Below are 20,899 nucleotides of genomic sequence, written 5' to 3' on the forward strand. Positions count from 1 at the left end.
ACCCGACGAGCTTGAGGAAGCCGAAGGACAGCGCGAACGTCGCGACGGCGATGATCACCGAGGTGGCCGCCGCGGAGTAGATGTCGTTGCGGATGAACGCGTCCCGGTAGACCTTCATGAGCGGGGTCCAGGTCGCCGAGATCGTGTTGCTCAGCGGGCGCAGGGTCATCGGCTCGGCGAAGACCTGCAGCGTGGCGATGAGCGAGAAGACGAAGGTCATCACGAGCGAGGGCGCGATGATCGGGATCTTGATGCGCCACGCGATCTGGACGTCCGAGGCGCCGTCGAGCCGCGCGGCCTCGTACATGTCCTGGGGGATGGCCTTGAGCGCCGTGTAGAGCACGATCATGTTGAAGCCGGTCCCGCCCCAGATCGCGATGTTGGCGACCGCGTAGAGGATCCACGAGGAGCCGAGCAGGTTGGGCGAGCCGAGGCCGGAGCCCTCGAGGATGTCGTTGAGCGGGCTGATGCGCGGCAGATAGAGGAAGCCCCACAACAGCGAGGCGACCACGGCCGGCACCGCGTAGGGCAGGAAGATCGCCGTCCGGGCGAAGCCGCCGGCACGGGTGCGCCCGGCATCGAGCAGCAGGGCGAAGAGCAGGGCAAGACCGAGCATCACGGGTACGACGATCAGCCCGTACGCCCCGATCCGGCCCACGCTCGGGAGGAACTCCGCGTCGGTCACCGAGCGGACGTAGTTCTCGAGTCCCGCCCAGACCTCGGAGCGCGAACCCGAGCCCAGCCCGAGCCCCTTGACCTGCACCTTGCGGAGGCTGAGGTAGGCCGCGTACACGATCGGTGCCCCGAGGAACGCGGCGAAGAGCACGAGGGCGGGGGCGAGGAAGGCGTACGGGGTGCCGGTGCGCCTGCCGCGCCGGGGGCGGCCCGCCGCCGGGGTGGCGACGGACCTTTCCGCGATCACTTGCCCGGTGGCGGGGACCGTGGTCATCCCGCGACCTTGAAGCCGGTGTTCTTCATGTCGTCGAGCGTCTGCTGCTGCATGGTGGCCAGCGCCGCCGTGAACTGCGCGCTCTGCTTGGCCTCGGCGGCCTTGCCGAACGCGTCGTTGAAGGCGCTGTACGCGACATTGACGTTGGGCCCGTACGTGAACGGGTTGCCCTGCTTCGCCGCGTCGGCCGCGATCGTGTAGAAGTCGGCCTGGTCGGCGAAGAAAGCCGGCGGGCTGGACAGGGCGGCGGACGAGTCCAGCGCGGCGGGGTAGATGTTGGCCGTGCCGGCGAGCAGCTTCAGCGCCGCGGGGTCGGTGTTGAGCCACTGGATGAACTCGGCGGCCTGCTTCTTGTGCTTGCTCTGGGTGGTCACCGCGGTCGCGGAGCCGCCCCAGTTGCCGGTCTTCGGCGCGGCGGTGTCCCACTGCGGCATCGGCGCGGCGGCCCACTTGCCCTTGGTGTCGCCGGCGTTGCCCTCGAGCACGCCCGGCGCCCAGACGGCGGAGACCCAGCCGACCTGCGAGCCGTCGTTGAGCGCCGCGTTCCACTCCGGCGTGTACTGCGGGGTGTTCAGGATGGCGCCCTCCTGCACGAGGCCGCCCCAGAAGCCGGCGACCTTCTGCGTCGCGGCGTCGTTGATGTTGACGTTCCAGGTGTCGCCGTTGACGCTCCACCAGGAGGCGCCGGCCTGCTGCGCGAGCCCGGCGAACTGGCCGGCGTCGGCGGCGGAGAAGGTGCCGAGGTACTGCTTCGCGTTCGCCTGGTGGACCTTGCGGGCCGCGTCGGCGTACTCGTCCCAGGTCTTGGGGGCCGCCAGCCCGAGCTTGTCGAAGACGTCCTTGCGGTAGAAGAACATCAGGGGCGCGTTGTCCTGCGGCACCGCATAGACGGAGTCGCTGCCCACGGTGACCGACGTCCAGTTCGCCTCGGGGAACTTGTCCTTGAGCGAGCCGGCCTCGTCCTTGATGTCGGCGAGCGCGTCCGCCGAGACGAGCGTCGGGATCTTCTGGTACTCGGCCTGCATGATGTCGGGCGCGCCGCTGCCGGCCTTGATCGCGGTGAGCAGCTTGGTCACCGCGGGGTCGCCGCCGTCCTGCTTGTTGACCGTGACCTTGATGTCGGGGTGCGCGGCGTTCCAGGTCTCGACGACCTTGTCCATGTTCGGGGTCCAGGTCCAGTACGAGAGCTCGACCGGCCCGGTGGCCTCGGTGCTGCTGTCGTCGTCGGAGCCGCCGCCGCACGCGGCTGTCAGGAGCAGAAGGGAAGCGGCGAGCACGCCGGCGAGAGTCTTCTTCAACGATCCTCCTCGATCATTCAGGCCCCCCGGCCCGGAGAAGGACGTCCGGACAGGTGCCTGTGACCGGTTACAGTGAGCCTCGTTTACGTGGATGTCAAGACCTTGATTCCACCAGGTAACGCCGGTGTATCGTGCGGCGAAGTTGCCTGTGACCGGTTACAGGCCATGAGTCATAAGGGGTCCTCGTTGACTCACGAACGCCCGCCGCTCACCGCGCGGCACCAGCCCTGGACGAGCCCCCTGCGCCGCCCGCGCATGAGCAACGACGAGGACGTCCGCCCCGGCATCGCCCTGACCAGCCGCTCCCTGCTGCGCGACGGGTCGCCGGTCATCCCGGTCTCCGGCGAGATGCACTACAGCCGCGTCCCCCGCGACCGCTGGGCCGAGCGCCTGCGCCAGATGCGCGCCGGCGGCGTCACCGTGGTGGCCAGCTACGTCTTCTGGCTGCACCACGTCGAGCACCGCGGCGAGCCGCGCTTCGACGGCAATCTCGACGTGGCGGCGTTCGTCGACGCGTGCGCGGAGGCGGGGCTCGACATCATCCTGCGGATCGGGCCGTGGGTGCACTCCGAGAGCCGCAACGGCGGGTTCCCCGACTGGGTGCAGGCCCTGCCGGTGCGGCATCGGACGGACGATCCGGCGTACCTGGACGTCGTGGCCGAGTGGTTCGCCACCTTGGCGGGGCACCTGAACGGCCGCGAGCTGCTGGGCATCCAGATCGAGAACGAGCTCTACACCGAGCCGGGCCACATCCTCACGCTCAAGCGCATGGCCCGTGAGGCCGGCATGGCGGCGCCGCTCTGGACCGCCACCGCCTGGGACAGCGCGGAGCTGCCGCCCGAGGAGGTGCTGCCCCTCTACGGCGGCTACGGCGACGGCTTCTGGGTCGACGCCGAGGCCGACTGGGCGCCCACCTTCCGCGACCACTACTTCTTCTCGCACGTCTGGGACGACCCGGGCATCGGCGCCGACGTGCGCCGCGCGCAGAACATCGCCGCGGCCCAGGGCGGCCCCCGCGTCCCGTCCGACCTCTTCCCACCGGCCACCTGCGAGCTCGCCGGCGGCATGGGCACGGCCTACCACCGCCGCCCCCGCCCCTCGGGCCTCGACACCGCCACGGTCGGCCACACCAAGATCGGCAACGGCTCGGCCTGGCAGGGCTACTACATGTACGCCGGCGGCACCAACCCGCACGGCGACCACGGCATGCAGGAGTCCCACGCCACCGGCTACCCCAACGACATGCAACGACTGGGGTACGACTTCCACGCGCCGCTGGGCGAGGCCGGTCTCGCCTCCCCGGCGTACGAGCTGCTGCGCCGCCAGCACGCCTTCCTTGCCGCCTTCGGACCCGCCCTGGCCGAGATGCCGTCGACGCTGCCGGACGTACGCCCGAACGGGGTCGAGGACACGACGACCCTGCGCTGGGCCCTGCGCTCCGACGGCACGAGCGGCTTCCTCTTCATCGCCTGGCACCAGCCGCACTTCCCGCTCGACACCTACCGCGGCGCGCAGTTCTCGGTCGACCTCGGCGACGGGCCGCTGGTGTTCCCCTCGCGCCCGATCGACATCCCGTACGGCACCCTGGCCCGCTGGCCGATCAACCTGCACGGCCTCCGGTACGCCACGGCCTCGGCGCTGACGCTGCTGCCCGGCGCGGTCCCCACCCTGGTCCTCACCGCCGAGGAAGGGATCCCGGTCGAGGTGGCGGTGTCCGGGGCGGACCCCCGCGACGTCTCGCCGAGCCTCACGCCGACCCGCCTGGACACCGCCGCGGGCCCGCTCGACCTCCTCGTCCTGGACGCGGCCACGGCCACCACCGCCTGGGTCGACGGCGACCGCCTCCTCCTGAGCGCCGACGAGCTCTTCTGGGGTCCCGACGGCAAGGTGACCGCCCGCGCTGCCGACACCCCGCAGGTGCTCGTCTACGACCCGGCCGCACGCGCCTTCACGGACCTGCCCCTGACCCCGCCGGCCGGCACCGCGCACGCCGGCACGGCATCATGGGACCTCGTCCGCCCGGCCGCCGCCACGGTCCCCGTCGAGTACGGCAAGCACGACGGCCGCCAGTCAGCCCCGGCCCGGTCCGTCTTCGCCGACCTGGCCGCCGTCCACCGCCTCGCCCTGCCCGCCTGGGTCGACGACCCCGGCCTCGACACCCACCTCGACATCGCCTGGGCCGGCGACGTCGCCGAACTCCACGTCGACGGAAGGGTCGCCACGGACCGCTTCTGGGACGGCGCCCGCTGGCAGATCAACCTCCGCGACGCGGGCTACCGCCCCGGCAGCGAGGTCACCCTGCACATCCTGCCGCTGGCCACGGTCTCGGCGGTCCACCTCCCGGCCGACGCCCGCGACCGCCTCCTGGCCGCCGAGGGCCAGCTCCTGGCGGTCGACGACATCCGCGTCATCGGCCGCCGCACCTGGCACGAAGCCGCCTGACCGGCCCGCTCACCACCCCGGGGCCACCCTCACCCGGTGGCCTTGGGGTGGCCGGTCACGGCGAGCGTCAACCAGCAGGTTCGCCGTTCCTCATCGATGAGGTACCAGACCCGGCCGGCGGCGGTCACCTCGTACTGCCAGTGCGGCATCGGCTTGCCGCCGTAGCGAGCAGTGGCAAGTTCGTCCCGCAACGGGTGGTGCCGCGAAGCGTGCTGACGGGGACACGGGTCGGCCTCGATCGTCTCGAACGCCTTCCTCGTGTTTCCCGCCGCTTGACGGCACAATGCCTCCCAGCCCCGGGCCGCGTCGTTGTTCGCGAAGCGGAGCACCCAGCCGCCCGGCGCCGGGGGAGGCGCCACTCGATCTCCTCGCTTCCTCGTCACGGCCGGGGCACCTCGCCGAAGTTTCCGGTGAAGTTGGCGGAAAGCGCCCGGTGCAGCTCCGGATCGGCATAGATCTCGGCGGTGTGCCGCCACTCGATCACCAGTTGCGACGCCGCCGCGGCGTCGCCCGCTCGCGCCACCGCGGCGAACTGCGTCCCGAACTGGCGCGCTCCGTTCGAGGTGAGGTGCCGCATCCAGGGCAGAGCCGTCGGCAGCAACCTGTGGACGGCGTCCGGCACCTGCTCGATGACCGCGGCCAGGACGCGGACGGCGAGACTCATGAATTCCCGCTCGGCCTCGGCGCGGTCCGCCGGCATCAGGACGAGGTCGTCGTCCCCGGACCTCACCAGCCGCAGAGCTCGCGTGCGGGAGAGGCGCTCCGTCGTCTCGGTGGGCCGGTACAGCAGCTCCGAGAAGGGCACGGCGTCAAAGGGCTCGGAACTCATCGTGTCGGCCTCCTCGGGCGGAGACATCGTCAGAAGCGCTGAACTCATGCGATGGACTCGCGGCCGGCAGAGATGTGAATGACCATGAGGCGAGGCTAGCGACGCGACTAGCCCCGCACGAAGTTCTATGAGGATCGCCAATCCCGCACCGGGGCAGCATGGACGAGGGTCATCAAGCGGGATCTTTGAGCAGACAGAACTCGTTGCCCTCGGGGTCGGTGAGGACCCACAGGCCGTCGGTCTCCCAGGCCGCCTGCGCGCCGATGGCGAGCAGCCGGACCAGCTCCATCACCGGCTCCGCCGCTTCCAGGTCCAGGTGCACCCGGTTCTTCACGGTCTTGCCCTCGGGCACCTTGGTGCACCACACCCGCGGCCCGCCGTCCGGGCCCGGCAGCAGGAGCACGGCCGGATCGTCCTCCGGCCCGCTCAGCCCGCGCGCCCGCAGCGAGGCCAGATCCTCCTCCGAGTACGGCGCGACGGCGTACCCGTCGAGCACGGCGATCCAGAACCGAGCGAGCGACGCCGGCCGCTCGCAGTCGATGACGATGTCCTTCAGTCGGGCCATGGCCGGAGGATAAGGCAGTCCGTCGTCCCTAGAGTGGAAGTTGTTCGCCACCGAGACGAAGCGGGCGGTACCCCCATGCCGGAGGCATTCGAAGAGACGCAGCTGTGGCGCAGAACGCTCGGTTCCCCGGGCGCGGAAGGCATGGCGGCAAAAGCGACCATGACCGGCGTGTACCTACGGTTCCGGGAAGCCGTTGCACACCTGGCCGGTGAGGTCGGGCGAACCATGCCTTCGTTCACGGATCATTCCATCGCTCATGCTGACGCGCTCTGGGACACCGCCTCGCTCCTCTGTGGTCCCGATTTTCCCCTCAATCCGGCCGAAGCGTTCGTGCTCGGCGGGGCATTTCTGATGCATGACCTGGGCATGGCTTTGAGTGTGCTTCCGCAGGGTCTCGAATCACTGGAAAGGGACCGCCGATATCCCGGGTTGCTGCAGGCTGCGCTCGAGCGGCAGACAGCGCCCGGCGATGCGATCGAGAGGGCGAAGGCTGAGCAACTGGCACGGACCGAGGCCCTGTGCGAGCTGGTACGCCGGTTGCATGCCGGTGCTGCCGAGCGCCTCGTCGCGGAGGTCTTCCGGACGCCTGACGGACAGCCCTTCTACCTTCTGGAGAATGTGCAGCTCCGGCATACCTTCGGGGCGCTCATCGGGCGGGTGGCCGCGAGCCACGGCGAGGACGTGGCGGATCTGGCTGGCCTGGATCAGCGCCGTGGGTCCTCGGTCGACCATCCGCCGCACTGGGAGGTCGACCCGCTCAAGATTGCCTGTGTTCTCCGGCTTGCCGACATCGCGCACATCGATCAGCGCCGGGCACCGGTCTATCTGCATGCCTATCGGCGGCCGTCAGGGGACGCGCACAGCCACTGGTACTTCCAGGGCCGTCTCACCCGGCCGCGCGTAGAGGGCGACCGGCTGGTCTACACCGCGACGGAGCCGTTCCGGCGCGAGGAGTCGAACGCGTGGTGGCTCGCCCAGGAAACGATCCGGTCGATCGATGACGAGCTGCGTCGTGTCGATGCCTTGTGCGCGGATCTCGGCCGCCCACGGTTCCCCGTGCGCGCAGTGGCCGGTGCGGACTCGCCTCAGCGCCTTGCCAAGTACATCCACACCTCCGGGTGGGAACCGATCGATGCCAAGCTGAGAGTGACCGATGCGGTCGGTCTCATCGCCAATCTCGGCGGCGAGGACCTGTACGGACATCGGCCCGAGATCGCTCTCCGGGAGCTGGTCGCCAATGCATCCGACGCCACGAAGGCCCGCAGACTGATAGACGACGCCGCGGAAAGCCCGGTGCACGTCGATCTGCGGCAGGAGGACGGGCACTGGTGGCTCACCGTGACCGATCGCGGCATCGGAATGTCGCGCGAGACCATGGTGACGGCCCTGACCGACTTCGGCCGGTCGCACTGGCGGTCACATCTGATGAACGACCTTCCCGATCCACCCACCCGGACCTTCCGGCCCACCGGTCGATTCGGGATCGGGTTCTTCGCGGTGTTCATGGTCGCGGACCAGGTGCAGGTCCGCAGTCTCGCGTACGGCGAGGCCCTGGCCACCACCCATCTCCTGGAGTTTGCCGACGGGGTGGGCGGCAGGCCGATTCTGCGCCTCGCCGAACCGGCCGAGCGTCTTCGAGCCTGGGGGACGGAGGTGCGGTTGAGATTGAGGGAGGATCCTCGTTCGCTCGACGGCCTCTTCAAGACGGATCAGCGGCGGCTGAGCCACACTCAGCTCCTGCACGGCAGGATCGCCAAGCTGTGTGCGCTGAGTGACGTGGACATCACGGCACAGGGCCCGGACGATCCGTCGCCGGTGACCGTCATCCGGGGCGGTGACTGGCTCACCATCCCCTCCGCCGAGTTGTTCCGCCGACTGTACTGGCGGGAGGAGGCGGCGCAGCTCGACCGGCTCATGATCGACGGCTACGAACGGCTGTTCGCGGATCGTGCCGAGGTGGTGCTGGACTCCTCGGGAGCGGTGACTGGGCGGGCCATGCTCGCCACCGGATGGGAGAACGTCTACCCGGACATGAGGTGGTTCCGGCAGTTGGAGGGCCACGTCTATGTCGGGGGGTTCCACTCGGGCGAGCTCGAATCCTGCATGGGGGCCTTCATCGGCGAACCGTTGACCGCTGATCGACTCCGCTCCTTCCCGACCTTCGACCTCGCTGAGCTGCACCGCTGGCTGGATGCTCAGGCGGAGGACGCCGCCACCAGTCCCGGATCGCATCATCGGGAACGCCGGATGGCGGGCGTGGTGGCCCGGGGCTGGGGCGCTCAAGCTCCGATGGCTCCGTGCGCGGAATCGGCGGAGGGACCGCTCGACCGTGAGGGACTGCGTTCATGGCTCTCCGGCAAGTCGGAGATCCTGCTGCTGTCCCGGAGCACCATCGAGCCGTCGCAGGTATCGGCCACTCACAAGATGACCTTTCGTACGTGGGACGGCCGCGACGTCGATCCGCCCGACCACGTCCTCTTCGTCGGACTGAACCCCATGTGGCTGTTCCCGGAGGAAGTGCTGCCGAGGCCCCGCGACGAGTCGTTCGCCGACGTGATCGAGCGTGACTCGGGGTGGGACGTGCGGTCCTGGTGGTACGACACCGGCAACTTCGGCACTCCCGGACTGGTGGTGAGGACCATCGCGGAGACCTGGGGCATCGGTGTCGCGACTGCCGTCGCGGGCATGGAGGCGCTGCACGTGACCGACGGACGGGACCGGCGACCGGTCCTGCCCACCCGTGACGGTCGCGGAATCCGGGTGACGGCCGTCCGGATGCGGTGTCCCAGCCCTCAACGCTAAGGCTTGACCCGGACCCCGGGGTGCGGGTCTACGGTCGGCCGCATGATTCTCACACCGGGCGGCGATGTCGACTACGAGAGCACGGGCCACGGGTACGCGGTCCAGCGGCGCACCGATCCCCGCATTGCCGCGCTGATCCAGGACGAGCTCGGCGACGCGCGGACCGTCCTCAATGTCGGGGCCGGCGCCGGCTCCTACGAGCCCGGCGACAGGTACGTCCTCGCGGTTGAGCCGTCCGCCCGGATGCGCGCCCAGCGGCCGGCCACGGCGGCGCCGGCGCTCCGGGCGTACGCGGAAGATCTGCCTTTCGACGATGACAGTTTCGACGCAGCGCTCGCGACCGTGACGGTGCATCAATGGTCGGATCCGGCTCGAGGGCTGGCCGAGCTACGTCGCGTCGCGCGGGGGGCCGTGGTGGTGCTGACCTTCGACGGGGACGCGCTGGACCGGTTCTGGCTGGCGGAGTACGCGCCGCAGCTGATCGCCGAGGAGCGCCGTCGCTACCCGCGGATAGGGGACATCGCCGCTGCGATCGGTGACCGGTCGGAGGTGGTGGACGTACCGATCCCGATCGATTGTGCCGACGGGTTCGCCGAGGCGTTCTATGCGCGCCCGGAGGAGCTGCTCGACCCGCGGGTGCGGGCAGCCCAGTCCGCCTGGAACTTCGTGGACGACCCGGAAGCCGCGGTCACCCGGCTGCGAGCCGATCTGACATCCGGCGCCTGGGACGCCCGGCACGGCCACCTGCGGACGCAGCACTCGTTTGCCGGGTCCCTGAGACTGGTCGTGGGACGGCCGTGAGCCATCGCAGGACCTCGAGGGCGTGCGCGGCCGGGTCCGGGATCGGGTGGAAGACGTGCTCGATCACGTCGTCGCGCACCACGAGGGTCAGCCGCTCGTAGAGGGTCAGGTCGCGGGCGCTGTGGGTGGGCAGCCCGGCGGCGGTGGCCAGGTTCAGCCGCGGATCGGGGATCAGCGGGTACGGCAGGCGCAGCCGATGCACGAGCTCGCGCTGATAGCCGGTCGATTGCGCGGAGAGCCCGTACACCCGGTCGGCGCCGGCGGCGAGCAGTTCCGCGTGATGGTCGCGGAGCCAGGCCGCCTGATCGGTGCTGCCCCGCGCGCCGTGCACCTCGAGCAGCCCGCGGGGCAGGTCCACCCCCGGACGGCCGGTCAGCGGGTAGACGAAGATGACGGTCCGGCCGCTGCCGAGTGCGTGCAGGTGCACGGGCCGCCCGTCGGTGGCGTAGAAGGACAGCGGGGGCAGGGCCGAGCCGGCCGACGGCACGGCGCCGGAGGTGCGGGGGCCGCGCACCACTTGCCGGACCGCCTCGTCGATGCGGGCGTCGAGCGCGTCGCGCTGGGCGGTCAGCTCGCCGATGCGGCGCTGCAGGCTGGTCACCGTGCTGCGGAAGGTGGCCACGGCGGCCGCGCACACGTCGTCGCCGTCCGCGATCGACTCGACGAACGGGCGCGTCTCCTCCACGGCCAGGCCCAGCGCCATGAGTTCCCGGATCTGCGCGACCTGCCGTACGGCGATCGGCTCGTACTCCCGGTAGCCGTTGCTCAGCCGCCGTGGCACGACCAGCCCGGCCGCCTCGTAGTAGCGCAACGCCCGCACGGTCGTCCCGGTCCGGCGCGCCAGCTCACCCACCCGCATGCCGCGACCCTAAACCCGCACCCGGAGGTACGGGTCAAGCGCCGAGCCAGCCGTAGAGGCGCTCGACCTCGAGGCGCAGGATCAGGCGGCCGTCGGCGACCATGGCTCGGCGGTAGTCGTTCCAGTCCGGGTGGTCCTGGCCGGCGATCAGGCGGTAGATCTCGATCAGTTCCTCGACGGTGGCGTCGTCTTCCGAAAGGGAGGGCGGGGAGAACGACGCCGTCACCTCGGCCGCCACGTAACCGCCGCCGGGTGGGCCGACGCGGATCGTGCCCCGGGGGTCGCGGCGCAGGTTGTGCACCTTGGCCAGGCCGGCCCGGGTGGAGATGCGCAGGGTCCGGTCGGCGGCGGTGTAGCTGACGTCGGAGAGCTGGGGGCGGCCGTCCTTCTTGATGGTCGCCAGGGTGCAGAGGGTGCCCGCCTCGACGGCGGCCCACAGATCGTCATCGGACATGTGCCCAATGTAGAACGCCGCGGCCCCGGACGACCGGGACCGCGGCGTTCGTCACCGCACTGTCAGAGCTTGGCGCACTGACCCAGGCGCAGCGGCTTGCCCGCGACGGGCAGGCCGTTGTTGACCGGCGCCGGCTGGTTGCCGGCGCAGGTGAGGATGCCGCTGACCGTGTCGGCCGCGAGGACCGTGGCGGTCTTGTTGTTCAGCAGGGTGGCGCCCGCCTTCAGGGTCGACTGCTCGACCTGGACGGGACCCGAGCCGGTGATCGTCACCGGGCCGGTGACCGTGGCGCCCCGCAGCGAGACCGAGCCCGCGCCCGTGGCGGTCACGGCCGCCTTGAGCGTGGCGCCCTCGACGCGCAGCGACGCGCCCTTCGCGACGGTGACCAGGCCGGTGACCGTGGCGTCGCCGGTGATGCAGGTGGTGCCCGACTTGACCGTCACCGCGCCCACCACCTTGTCGGCGATGGTCGTGGTGCAGGCCGTCGCCGGCTTGCCGAGCAGCTCGATCTCCGACAGCGTCGCACTACCCTGCAGCGAGAGCTTGTAGTGCGTGTAGTGCCCCGGCGACGTGATCTTGAACGGCTTGGTCTGCTTGCGCCAGTCGAACGTCACGCCGGAGCGCGAGTCGATCGTCGTCCACGTCGTGCCGTCGTAGGAGCCCGACAGCGTCCACGCCGCCGGATCGCCGGCCGCCGCCCCCGAGGTGAGGGTGTAGTAGTCGGCCTGCGAGCCGGAGTCGAACTGGTAGGTCCACGTGGACAGCGACGCCTGCGTGGCACTCGTGTCGTCGACCAGCTCCGGCGCGGAGGACGCCCCGCCCGGCTTGGTCAGGTCCCGCAACGGGTTCGGCACGGCGTCGCCGGTGGTGATCGACGGCGGTGCCGCGTCGGCGCCCGTGCCCCACTTCGACGGCGACGAGCCCATCGAGAAGTCCAGCGTCGCGCCGTTCGCGAGCAGCGAGTGGGGGAGCGACGTCGACGTGTACGCCTTCCCGTTCACCTTGAGCGACTGCACGTACACGTTCTTGGCACTGTTGCCGGGGGCGTTGACGACGATCTTCTTGCCGTTCTCCAGGTTGATCGTCGCCTTCTTGAACAGCGGCGAGCCGATGGCGTACTCGGGGTTGCCCATCTGCAGCGGGTAGAAGCCGAGCGCGCTGAACACGTACCAGGCGCTCATCTCGCCGTTGTCCTCGTCGCCCGGGTAGCCCTGGCCGATCTCGCTGCCCAGGTAGAGCCGGGACAGCGCCTCACGCACGATCGCCTGCGCCTTCGACGGCTGGCCGGCGTAGTCGTACATGTAGGGGATGTGGTGCGACGGCTGGTTGCTGAAGCCCCACTGGCCCATCCGGACGTCGCGGGCCTCGATCATCTCGTGGATCACGCCGGGGTACGAGCCCGGGTACTGCGCCGTCTCGGGGGTGGCGAAGAACTTGTCGAGCTTGTCCGCCAGCCCGTCCTTGCCGCCGTAGAGGTTGGCGAGGCCCTGACCGTCCTGCGGCGCATGGAACGCCATGTTCCAGCCGTCGGTCTCGGTGTAGTCGTAGCCCCACACCTCGGGGCTGTACTGCTCCGGCGTCCAGCGCCACTTGCCGCTGCTGTCCTTACCCTGGAAGAAGCCGACCGACGGGTCGAACATGTTCACGTAGTTCAGGGCGCGGTTCTTGAAGTACTCGGCCTGCTCGGCGTACTCCTGGGCCTTGGGGCCGCCCTTCTTCGCGAGCGCCGCGGCCATGTTCGCGATGCCGTAGTCGTTGATGTAGCCGTCCATCGCCCAGCTCATGGCCTCGCCGGTCTGGTCGAGCGGCGTGTAGCCCTTGAAGATCGAGCTGGCCAGGGCCTTGCGGCCCACGTTGTCGTTCGGCGGGGTCACGGTCGCGTTCTTCACCGCGGCCTGATAGGTGGCCTCCAGATCCTTGACCGGTACGCCCTTCAGGTACGCGTCCGCGAAGGCGACATCCGAGCTCGTGCCGACCATGAGGTTGGCGTAGCCCGGCGCCGACCACCGCGAGATCCAGCCGCCGTCCCGGTACTGCTGCACGAACCCGTCGACCATCTCGCCGGCCTCCGAGGGAGTGAGCAGCGAGTAGGCCGGCCACGTGGTGCGGTACGTGTCCCAGAAGCCGTTGTTCACGTACACCTTGCCGTCCTTGACCGGTGCGCCGGTCTCGGTCGGCGTGCTCGCCGGGCTGCTCACCGCGGACTGCACGGTGTGCTTGTAGACCGGGTCCGCGGCGGTGCCCGTGTTCTCGTAGGCCGAGTTCGGGTAGAGGAACAGCCGGTACAGGTTCGAGTAGAGCGTCACGAGCTGGTCCTCGCTCGCGCCCTCGACCTCGACGGTCTTCATCTTGGCGTCCCACGCGCGCTGCGCCTGATCCCGTACGGACGCCAGCGTCGCGTCGCCCGCGAGCTCGAGCTCCAGGTTGTGCTTCGCCTGCGCCACGCTGATCAGTGACGTCGCGATCCGCATGGTGACCGTCTTGTCCTCGCCCGCGTTCACCTTCACGTAGCCGGTGGACGGCCGGTTGCCCGTCGGCAGCATGCCGCTCGCGGTGACCGGGGCGTCGATGGTTGCGTACATGAACATGCGCGTCCAGCCGGCGGAGAGGCCGCCGCTGTTGACGTCCGACCAGCCGCTGACCGCGTTGTTCGCGGCGTCGATGGTCAGGCCGGAGTTCCCGTTCACGTTGTCGAAGACGAGGTTGGCGTTCTCGTCGGGGAACGTGAACTTGAACAGCGCGGCGTGGTCGGTCGGTGCGAGCTCGGTCGTGAGCCCGTTGTCGAACGTGACGCCGTAGTAGTACGGCTTGGCGACCTCGTTGTCGTGCGTGAACGAGAGCGCGCGGTTCTCGCGGTTCGCGTCCGGGGTGCCGGCGGCGACCGACGGCATGACCTGGAACGTCTGCCGGTCACCCATCCACGGGCTGGGCTCGTGGCTGGCCGAGAACGCCTGCAGCTCGGGGCGGTTCTGCTCGTTGTTGCCCTGGTGGTACTCGTACAGCCAGCTGGTCGATGCCGCATCGGTCACCGGGGTCCAGAAGTTGAACCCGTGCGGGACGGCGGTGGCGGGGAAGTTGTTGCCCCGCGAGAAGCCGCCGGACGACTGCGTGCCGCGCCGCGTCTCCGCGTACTCGGAGAGGTGGGCCCGGGGCTTCGCCGGCGCGACCTCGGTGAGCGCGATGTCGTCGAACCAGGCGCGGAAGGCCGAGTCCTTGGTGCCGGACGGCTTGTCGTAGCCGACCAGGATGCGGTCGATCGTCTTGCCCTTCGCCACGTCGCCGAGGCGGGTGGTCCGCTTGTTCCACTGCGAGGTGTAGAGCGACTGCGACTTGCCCTGCGCGGACGGGCTGACGACGAAGCCGTTCTGGTCGACCGCGCCCAGGCCCGACAGGTACGTGCCGTCGGTGAACGCCAGGTCCACGGCCGTGTAGGTGGCCGGGTTGCTCGCGTCCTTCCGGTTGTACTCGGGGAAGACGAGGTACGACAGCTCGGTGTCCGAGGTGACCTTCACGTCGACGTCGAACACCTTGTTGTACGAGTACCCGCGCCCCTCGGTCGTCTGCCGGCCGGAGAGCTGGAACGCCTTGAGACCCGTGTAGCCGACGCCGCCCTTCGCGGTCGGCGAGCTGGCCGGGCCGTTGCCGATCCGGCTGCGCACCGGCACGGCGTCGCCCGGCGGCGGGACGTCCGCGCCGGCGAGGTCGAGATCGGCGAGCTGGGTGAGGTTGCCCGACGGGTGGCCGGTGATGCTCAGGCGGTAGTAGAGGTACGAGCCCGGGTTCGCGACGGTGTAGGTCTTCGTCTGGAACCGCGCCGTGAACGTCTGCCCGGTCTGCGTGTCGACGGTGGTCCACGTGGTGCCGTCGGCGGAGCCCTGCAGCGTCCAGTCCCGCGGGTCGCGCTCGGGGGCGTCGTTCGCCGAGGTCAGCGCGTACGAGGTGGCGGTCTGCGGGGTGTCCAGCCGGTACTGCGCCCAGCTGGTCGGGGTGTCGACCAGCCACTTGGACTCGGGGTTGTCGTCGTTGAGGTTGGTGACGCCCTCGTTGTTGTTGGGCTGGGCGTTCGCGGTGATCTCGACGACGTGCTCGTAGAGGCTGCCGGGCAGCCCGTGGGTGATCTCGCCGTCAACGCCGCCGCTGCGGTCGCCGTCGACGGTGTCGGTCCAGGTCGGCTGGGGGTCGTCCGCCTCGAACGACGACGCGAACGCCGTCGTGCCGGCGGCCTGGGCGGGTCCACCGGGAGTCACGGCGACACCAGCAGCCACCAGACCCACCGACAACATTGCGACACTCCATCGTGGCCGATGCATGCCGTCTCCTCAGGGGCTCGGAAACATCCGCGACACATCGTCAGCTCTAAGTACATCAATAATCAAGGTCTTGACTTCATGGGTTTGACATCGATGTCATACGAGCCCGTCCTCGTACGCCAGGATCACCAGCTGGACGCGGTCCCGGACGCCGAGCTTGGTGATCGCCCTCGTCACGTGCGTCTTCGCGGTCAGCGGGCTGATCCGCAGCGCCGTGGCGATCTCGTCGTTCGACAGCCCGCCGGCCACCAGCCGTACGACCTCCCGTTCGCGCGGGGTCAGCACCGCCAGGCGGGTCCCGGCCGGCCGCGGCGCGGTGACGTTGGCGATCACCCGGCGCGTGACGCTGGGGGAGAGCAGGGCCTCCCCGGCCGCCACGACCCGCACGGCGTGGCGCAACTGGTCGGGCTCGACCTCCTTGGTGAGAAAGCCCGCGGCGCCGGCGGCCAGCGCGGAGAAGACGTACTCGTCGGTCTCGAAGGTCGTCCCGTGCCCCTCCGCCGCGGTGCTGCCCCGCCCGTCGTCGGTGACCTCCACCGACACCGTGCCGGCGTCGTAGTGCAACGCCACCTCCACCCGCCCCGCGCCGGCATGCCGCAGCGTATTGGTCAGCGACTCCTGCACCACACGATGCACGACCGCGGCGACTGCCACCGGCACGTCCGCGCGGGACCCGGACTCCGTGACGTGGACGTCGACACCGGCGTCCCGGACCCGGCCGGCCAGCGTCTCGATCGAGTCCAGCCCCGGCTCGCGGCGCAGCACCGTCACGAGCGTCCTCAGGTCCGCCATGGCGCGGCCACGCACGTCCTGGGCCAGCCGCACGGCCGCGCGGGCCTCGGCCGGATCGTCGTCGAAGGCGTCCAGCGCCACGTTCAGGTGCACGCCGACGACGGCGAGGGTGTGCGCCACGACGTCGTGCAGGTCGCGCGCGATGTCGACCCGCTCCTCCGCCTGCCGCTGCCGGGCCTCGGCCTCCTGCCGCACCAGCGTCTGCCGCAACCGCCCGGCGACCTCGTCCTGCCAGCGCCGGGTGCTGACATAGGCGTACGTGACCGCGAGCGCCGCCGTCAGCCACAGCGTCTCCACGCCGAGGTGCGTCACGGCGACCTCGAAGGGCTGGAGCTGCACGTAGTGGTCCCAGACGAAGCCGTACCAGAGCGCGAGCGCCCCGGCGACGACGGCGATCCGGTAGCGCCCCTCCGCCAGCACGGCCACGAACGCCGCGGTGGCCGGCCAGACCGCACCCACCCCGATCAGGTCCGCACCGCGCAGCGCCGCCACGGACAGGAGCGAGATCACGAGTACGGCCACCGGCCACCGCCCCAGCAGCAGCACGAGCCCCGCCAGCGTCACCGCGAGCGCCGCCGTGCTCGCCCCGTCGACGTGCCCGCCGGTCAGCGCCAGCCCCGCCGGCACGCCGACCAGCGTCAGCCCCGAGCCGATCACCAGCAGCGTCCGCACGGCCCACCTCTCCGCCTCTCCCGGAATCCTCATGCCTCGGAGGCTTCCGGTAAACCCCGCCGGGCGCGTCCTCCCGCAGCCGACACTGTGGACACGCCCGGAGGACTACGGCCGTACTCCCCGGGGAGTACGCGGCGGATCAGACCGGCACGACGTCGGCGACCACGCAGGCGACGTTGTCCGGGGCGCCCGCGTCGTCGGCCGCGGCGAGCAGCCGGTCGACCGTCGCCCGGGGATCGGTGCCCGTGAGCAGCTCGGCCAGCCCCGGCACCGTGGCCCACAGCCCGTCGGTGCACAGCAGGTAGCGGTCGCCCGGGAGGGCGGTGCGCAGGGAGACGTCCGCTTCGCCGCTCGCGCCCAGGGCCCGTACGAGAAGGGGTCGCTGGGGGTGCGCCAGAGCCTGAGCCGCCGGCAGCTCGCCCGCGTCGACCAGCTGCTGGACGTAGCTGTGGTCGTCGGTGAAACGGGACAGCTCGCCGCCGCGCAGCAGGTACGCCCGGCTGTCGCCGATGTGCGCCACGCCGATGCGGCTGCCCGACCAGACGAGCGCCGTCAGCGTGGTGAACGGGGCTCCGTCGTCGCCCGGGGGCAGCGCGCGGACGGCGGCGTCGGCGGCCCGGACACCCTGGTCGAGGGCTTCGAGCGGGGCGAGCTCCGGGGCCAGGTCACGGAACGCCGCGACGGCAGCGGCGGCCGCCCGATCCCCGTGGGGACCGCCGCCGTCGGCGACGGCGAGGAGGGTGCTGCCCGCGTACGCGTGGTCCTGGTGGGTGTCGCGGACCCGGCCCTGCGCGGTGCCGGCGGCGAACCGCAGGCCGAGAGCGGCGGAGGTGTCGGACATGGGTGCTCCCCTTCCGGTGAGGTAGTCGACGAGGAAGCCGGCGAGCCGGCCGCGGGCGGCGAGTTCCGCCTCGGCCTGCGCCATCCAGGCGGTGATCGCCTCGGCGGCCTCGGCACCCGGCAGCTCCGCGAGCTCGCGGATCCGGGCCAGCGGGAGGCCGAGCCGGCGCATCCACGCCACGAGCCGGGCGCGGTCCAGCTGTGCCGGGTCGTAGAAGCGGTAGCCCGAGTCGGCGTCCACCGCCGCCGGGCGCAGCAGCCCCAGCTCGTCGTAGAGCCGCAGCGCCTTCGGCGACAGCCGGGCCGCCCGCGCGAACGCACCGATCGTGAGCAGCTCCAACTCCCCGATCCCTTCGTCGGTGACAACGCGACGACTGTGGACCTTGACCCGGGGGGAAGGTCAAGCGCCGCCCCCGGTGCACACGGCGCGAAATACGCCGATCGGCTGGATTCGGGCACCGCGGGGTGGGGCACGGCGGCCGTCGATGTCATACTTCTGTTCCCCAGCAGGCTGCAGCCCAGCAGGCTCACCAAGCGCGAGGACACGGAGCAGCATGTCCGCATCCCGTCCCGGCGACGGGCTCGTCGACGCGGCGGCCGGACGCCGGCCGACGCTCACCCAGGTCGCGGCCCTGGCCGGGGTCAGCCTCAAGACCGCGTCCCGCGCCCTGAACGACGAGCCCAACGTCGCCGAGGACACCGGGCGCCGGGTCCGCGAGGCCGCCGACCGGCTCGGCTACCGGATCAACGGCATCGCCCGCGAGCTGCGCCGCGGCGCCACCTCCGCGTTGGTCGGGCTGATCAGCGGCGACCTCACCAACCCGTTCTACTCGGCCGTGGCCAGCGGCATCGAGCGCGAGCTGCGCCAGCACGGCCTGCAGCTGGTCACCGCCAACAACGACGAGGACGCCGAGCTCGAGCGGTCGCTGGTGGAGGCGTTCCTGCAGCGCCGGGTCCGGGCCCTGCTCGTCGTGCCCAGCGGCGAGCGCCACGACCACCTGGCCGTCGAGGGCGTGCCGTTCGTCTTCCTGGACCGGCCGCCGGACGGGCTCGCCGCCGACGCCGTGCTGATCGACAACGTGGGCGGCGCCCGGGCCGCGGCCGAGCACCTGCTCGCGGGCGGTCACCGCCGGGTCGCCCTGGTCGCCGACCTGGCCCGCAAGGCGCCGCAGCGGGGCCGCATCGACGGGTTCGTGCAGGCGATGCGGGCGGCCGGCAACGCGGACTGGGAGCCCTACCTGCGCACCGACGTGCACGACGTGGACCGCGCCGAGCAGGTGGTCCGCGACCTGCTCGCGCTGCCGGAGCCGCCGACCGCGCTGTTCACCACGAACAACCGGCTCACCACGGGCGCCCTCCGCGCGCTGCGCGGCGCCGGCGACCCGCCGGCGCTGGTCGGCTTCGACGACTTCGACCTGGCCGACGTCATCGGGACCACGGTGGTCGCGCACGACTCCGTGGCGATGGGCCGGGAGGCGGCGCGGCTGGCCCACGAGCGGATCAGCGGGTTCCGCGGGCCGGCCCGCACGGTGACGATCTCCACGAGCGTGATTCCCCGCGGCAGTGGGGAGCGCCCACCGCGCGCAACGCCCTGACCTGCCCTACAGTGCTGGGAGTGACGGTCGAGTTGGAGCAGACCCGGCGCCCGGTCGTGCACCGGACACCCGAGGAGATCCGCGCGGACCGCCGTGCCGCCGCCCGCCGGGTCGAGGCCGCCCTGCGCATCACCGTGGTGACGATCGCGTGGCTGGTGCTCGTGCCGTTCCTGCTCGGCTGGGGCGTGCTCGGCGCCGAGCGCTCGGCCGCGGCGATCCTGCTGGCGGCGATGTGCGCGATCGTGCTGCCGTTCACCGCTGCGGTGCTCGCGACGCGGGCCGGGCTGTTCTTCACCAGCGGGTGCTACGCCGTCCTGACGCTGGTCATGGTGATCCCCGCGATCAGCATGGTGCGGGCGATCTGATGGCCGCCCCGCGCGAGGAGCGCGCCGGTGTCTCGCTGAGCAACCTCGACGAGGAGCTCTTCCCGGGCGCCGGGGTCACCAAGCGGGAGCTCGTCGACTATCTCGACGCGGTGCGCGAGCCGATGATCGCCGTGCTGCGGGACAGGCCGCTCTCCGTGGTGCGCGTGCTGCGGGGCCAGGACAGGTTCATGCAGAAGAACCTCCCGAAGTACACGCCCGAGTGGGTGCCGCGCACCGAGGTGTGGGCGGAGGCGTCGCACCGCGAGATCACGTACGCCCTGTGCAACGACCGCCGCACCCTGCTGTGGTTCGGCAACCAGCGCGCGATCGAGTACCACCCCACGCTCATGACCGTGGCGGACCGCGAGCACCCCACGCACCTCATCATGGACCTGGACCCGCCCGAGGGCGGCGACTTCACTGCGGTCGTACGCGCCGCCGAACTGGTCCGCCGCGCGCTCACCGACGCGGGACTCGACGGCGCCGTCAAGACCAGCGGGTCGAAGGGCGTGCACATCTTCGTGCCGCTGGACGGCTCCGACCGTACGGAGGACGTGGCCGCCGCGACCCGGGCCGTCGCCGCGCGGGCCGAGCGCCTCGACCCGTCCCTCGCGACGACGGCGTTCATCGTCGCGGACCGGCACGGCAAGGTCTTCCTGGACGCGACGCGGTCCGGCGGCGCGAGCGTGGTCGCCGCCTACAGTCCGCGCGTGCGGCCCGGGCTGCCCGTCTCGTTCCCGGTCGCGTGGGATCGGCTGGGGAAGATCAAGCCCGCCGACTTCACCGTACGCACGGCCCCCGCACTGCTCGACGACGGTGACCCGTGGACCGGGGCGATGCCCGGGCCCTACCGGCTGCCGGCGGACCTCGTGGCAGAGGGGCACACGATCCCCGTGGCCCGCGTGGCGGCGATGCACGAAGGAAAGCGCCGGGCGCGGGCGCGACGGGCCGCCGAGCAGTAGCCGCCTCATGCCGGGGCGGTGGGCAGGTCGCGGCGGCGGGCGAGGGGGCCGAGGAGGATGATCAGGCCGCTGACGGCGTACGCGATGCTCATCACGCCGATCGCCCAGCGCACGCCGGCCGCCGTGGCCAGCGCCCCGCCCAGCACCGCGCCGATCGGGATCGTGCCCAGGTTGACGAACTGCATGCCGGTGACGACCCTGCCGAGCAGCGCCGGCGGGCAGTAGGCCTGGCGGAAGCTGCCGCCGAGCACGTTGCCGCCCACCACCCCGAAGACGACCCCGGCCATGCCCGCCACGAAGGCCGCCAGCCCCGCGCCCGGTTCGGTCAGCGGCACGAGCAGCGCCGCCACACCCGCGAACGTCT

The 20,899-nt window shown here is 71.2% G+C and carries 15 protein-coding genes and 3 pseudogenes; 6 read left to right on the forward strand and 12 right to left on the reverse strand.

Annotated features, from left to right (window positions below; genetic code table 11):
• Window positions 1–949 (reverse strand): carbohydrate ABC transporter permease (locus tag RBH18_RS34670; RefSeq protein WP_306214715.1); only part of this gene is annotated, 949 nt, incomplete at its 3' end.
• Window positions 946–2,247: an ABC transporter substrate-binding protein gene (locus tag RBH18_RS34675; protein WP_306214716.1), complete on the reverse strand. Its 1,302-nt coding sequence runs from the start codon at window positions 2,245–2,247 to the stop codon at window positions 946–948. The genes RBH18_RS34670 and RBH18_RS34675, both read right to left, overlap by 4 nt.
• Before the next feature lie 186 nt (window positions 2,248–2,433).
• On the opposite strand from RBH18_RS34675, the gene RBH18_RS34680 reads away from it, so the two are divergent.
• A complete protein-coding gene (locus RBH18_RS34680; RefSeq protein ID WP_306214717.1) occupies window positions 2,434–4,689 on the forward strand; it encodes a beta-galactosidase in 2,256 nt (751 codons plus the stop codon).
• Window positions 4,690–4,718: 29 nt separating this feature from the next.
• On the opposite strand, the gene RBH18_RS34685 is transcribed toward RBH18_RS34680, so the two are convergent.
• From RBH18_RS34685 to RBH18_RS34695, 3 genes are all read right to left on the reverse strand, one after another.
• Complete coding sequence (locus RBH18_RS34685) at window positions 4,719–5,048, reverse strand: hypothetical protein (protein ID WP_306214718.1); 330 nt, start codon at window positions 5,046–5,048, stop codon at window positions 4,719–4,721.
• 20 nt (window positions 5,049–5,068) lie between these two features.
• On the reverse strand, window positions 5,069–5,566 hold the full coding sequence (locus tag RBH18_RS34690; RefSeq protein ID WP_306214719.1) for a hypothetical protein: 498 nt from the start codon (window positions 5,564–5,566) through the stop codon (window positions 5,069–5,071).
• Between the two features lie 124 nt (window positions 5,567–5,690).
• A complete protein-coding gene (locus RBH18_RS34695) occupies window positions 5,691–6,083 on the reverse strand; it encodes a VOC family protein (protein WP_306214720.1) in 393 nt (130 codons plus the stop codon).
• Between the two features lie 75 nt (window positions 6,084–6,158).
• Here RBH18_RS34695 and RBH18_RS34700 point away from each other — a divergent pair, with 75 nt between their 5' ends.
• Both RBH18_RS34700 and RBH18_RS34705 read left to right on the forward strand, forming a co-directional pair.
• The gene (locus RBH18_RS34700; RefSeq protein WP_306214721.1) at window positions 6,159–8,885 is read left to right on the forward strand and encodes an HD domain-containing protein; all 2,727 of its coding nucleotides are present in this window, start codon (window positions 6,159–6,161) and stop codon (window positions 8,883–8,885) included.
• A gap of 42 nt (window positions 8,886–8,927) precedes the next feature.
• Window positions 8,928–9,686 (forward strand): class I SAM-dependent methyltransferase, encoded by a 759-nt coding sequence (locus RBH18_RS34705; protein ID WP_372339036.1) that lies wholly within the window; start codon window positions 8,928–8,930, stop codon window positions 9,684–9,686.
• On the opposite strand, the gene RBH18_RS34710 is transcribed toward RBH18_RS34705, so the two are convergent.
• The 6 genes and pseudogenes from RBH18_RS34710 to RBH18_RS34735 all read right to left on the reverse strand — a co-directional run bounded on the left by RBH18_RS34710 (window position 9,574) and on the right by RBH18_RS34735 (window position 17,953).
• On the reverse strand, window positions 9,574–10,545 hold the full coding sequence (locus tag RBH18_RS34710; RefSeq protein WP_306214722.1) for a MerR family transcriptional regulator: 972 nt from the start codon (window positions 10,543–10,545) through the stop codon (window positions 9,574–9,576). The genes RBH18_RS34705 and RBH18_RS34710 overlap by 113 nt on opposite strands.
• A 34-nt stretch (window positions 10,546–10,579) precedes the next feature.
• Entirely contained in the window at window positions 10,580–10,999 is a 420-nt protein-coding gene (locus tag RBH18_RS34715; RefSeq protein ID WP_306214723.1) for a PPOX class F420-dependent oxidoreductase, read from the reverse strand.
• Between the two features lie 62 nt (window positions 11,000–11,061).
• Window positions 11,062–15,309, reverse strand: coding sequence for a GH92 family glycosyl hydrolase (locus RBH18_RS34720; protein WP_456237646.1), 4,248 nt, complete (start codon window positions 15,307–15,309; stop codon window positions 11,062–11,064).
• A 96-nt stretch (window positions 15,310–15,405) separates the two neighbouring features.
• Window positions 15,406–15,795 (reverse strand): annotated as a pseudogene (locus RBH18_RS34725) (response regulator transcription factor); the annotation flags it as partial.
• A 66-nt stretch (window positions 15,796–15,861) separates the two neighbouring features.
• A pseudogene (locus RBH18_RS34730) lies at window positions 15,862–16,806 on the reverse strand (sensor histidine kinase); the annotation flags it as partial.
• A gap of 106 nt (window positions 16,807–16,912) precedes the next feature.
• Window positions 16,913–17,953 (reverse strand): MerR family transcriptional regulator, encoded by a 1,041-nt coding sequence (locus RBH18_RS34735; protein ID WP_306214725.1) that lies wholly within the window; start codon window positions 17,951–17,953, stop codon window positions 16,913–16,915.
• Between the two features lie 214 nt (window positions 17,954–18,167).
• Here RBH18_RS34735 and RBH18_RS34740 point away from each other — a divergent pair, with 214 nt between their 5' ends.
• The 3 genes from RBH18_RS34740 to RBH18_RS34750 are packed head-to-tail and all read left to right on the forward strand — an operon-like array spanning window position 18,168 to window position 20,535.
• Window positions 18,168–19,208 (forward strand): LacI family DNA-binding transcriptional regulator, encoded by a 1,041-nt coding sequence (locus tag RBH18_RS34740; RefSeq protein WP_306214726.1) that lies wholly within the window; start codon window positions 18,168–18,170, stop codon window positions 19,206–19,208.
• A 20-nt stretch (window positions 19,209–19,228) separates the two neighbouring features.
• Entirely contained in the window at window positions 19,229–19,573 is a 345-nt protein-coding gene (locus RBH18_RS34745; RefSeq protein ID WP_306214727.1) for a hypothetical protein, read from the forward strand.
• Window positions 19,573–20,535 (forward strand): DNA polymerase domain-containing protein, encoded by a 963-nt coding sequence (locus RBH18_RS34750; protein WP_306214728.1) that lies wholly within the window; start codon window positions 19,573–19,575, stop codon window positions 20,533–20,535. The genes RBH18_RS34745 and RBH18_RS34750 overlap by 1 nt, the downstream gene beginning before the upstream one ends.
• A gap of 5 nt (window positions 20,536–20,540) precedes the next feature.
• Here the strand turns inward: RBH18_RS34750 and RBH18_RS34755 are convergent.
• Window positions 20,541–20,899, reverse strand: a pseudogene (locus RBH18_RS34755) (MFS transporter); the annotation flags it as partial.

Origin of the sequence: Actinoplanes oryzae (assembly GCF_030757795.1) — a bacterium.
In the GTDB taxonomy this organism is placed as follows: domain Bacteria; phylum Actinomycetota; class Actinomycetes; order Mycobacteriales; family Micromonosporaceae; genus Actinoplanes.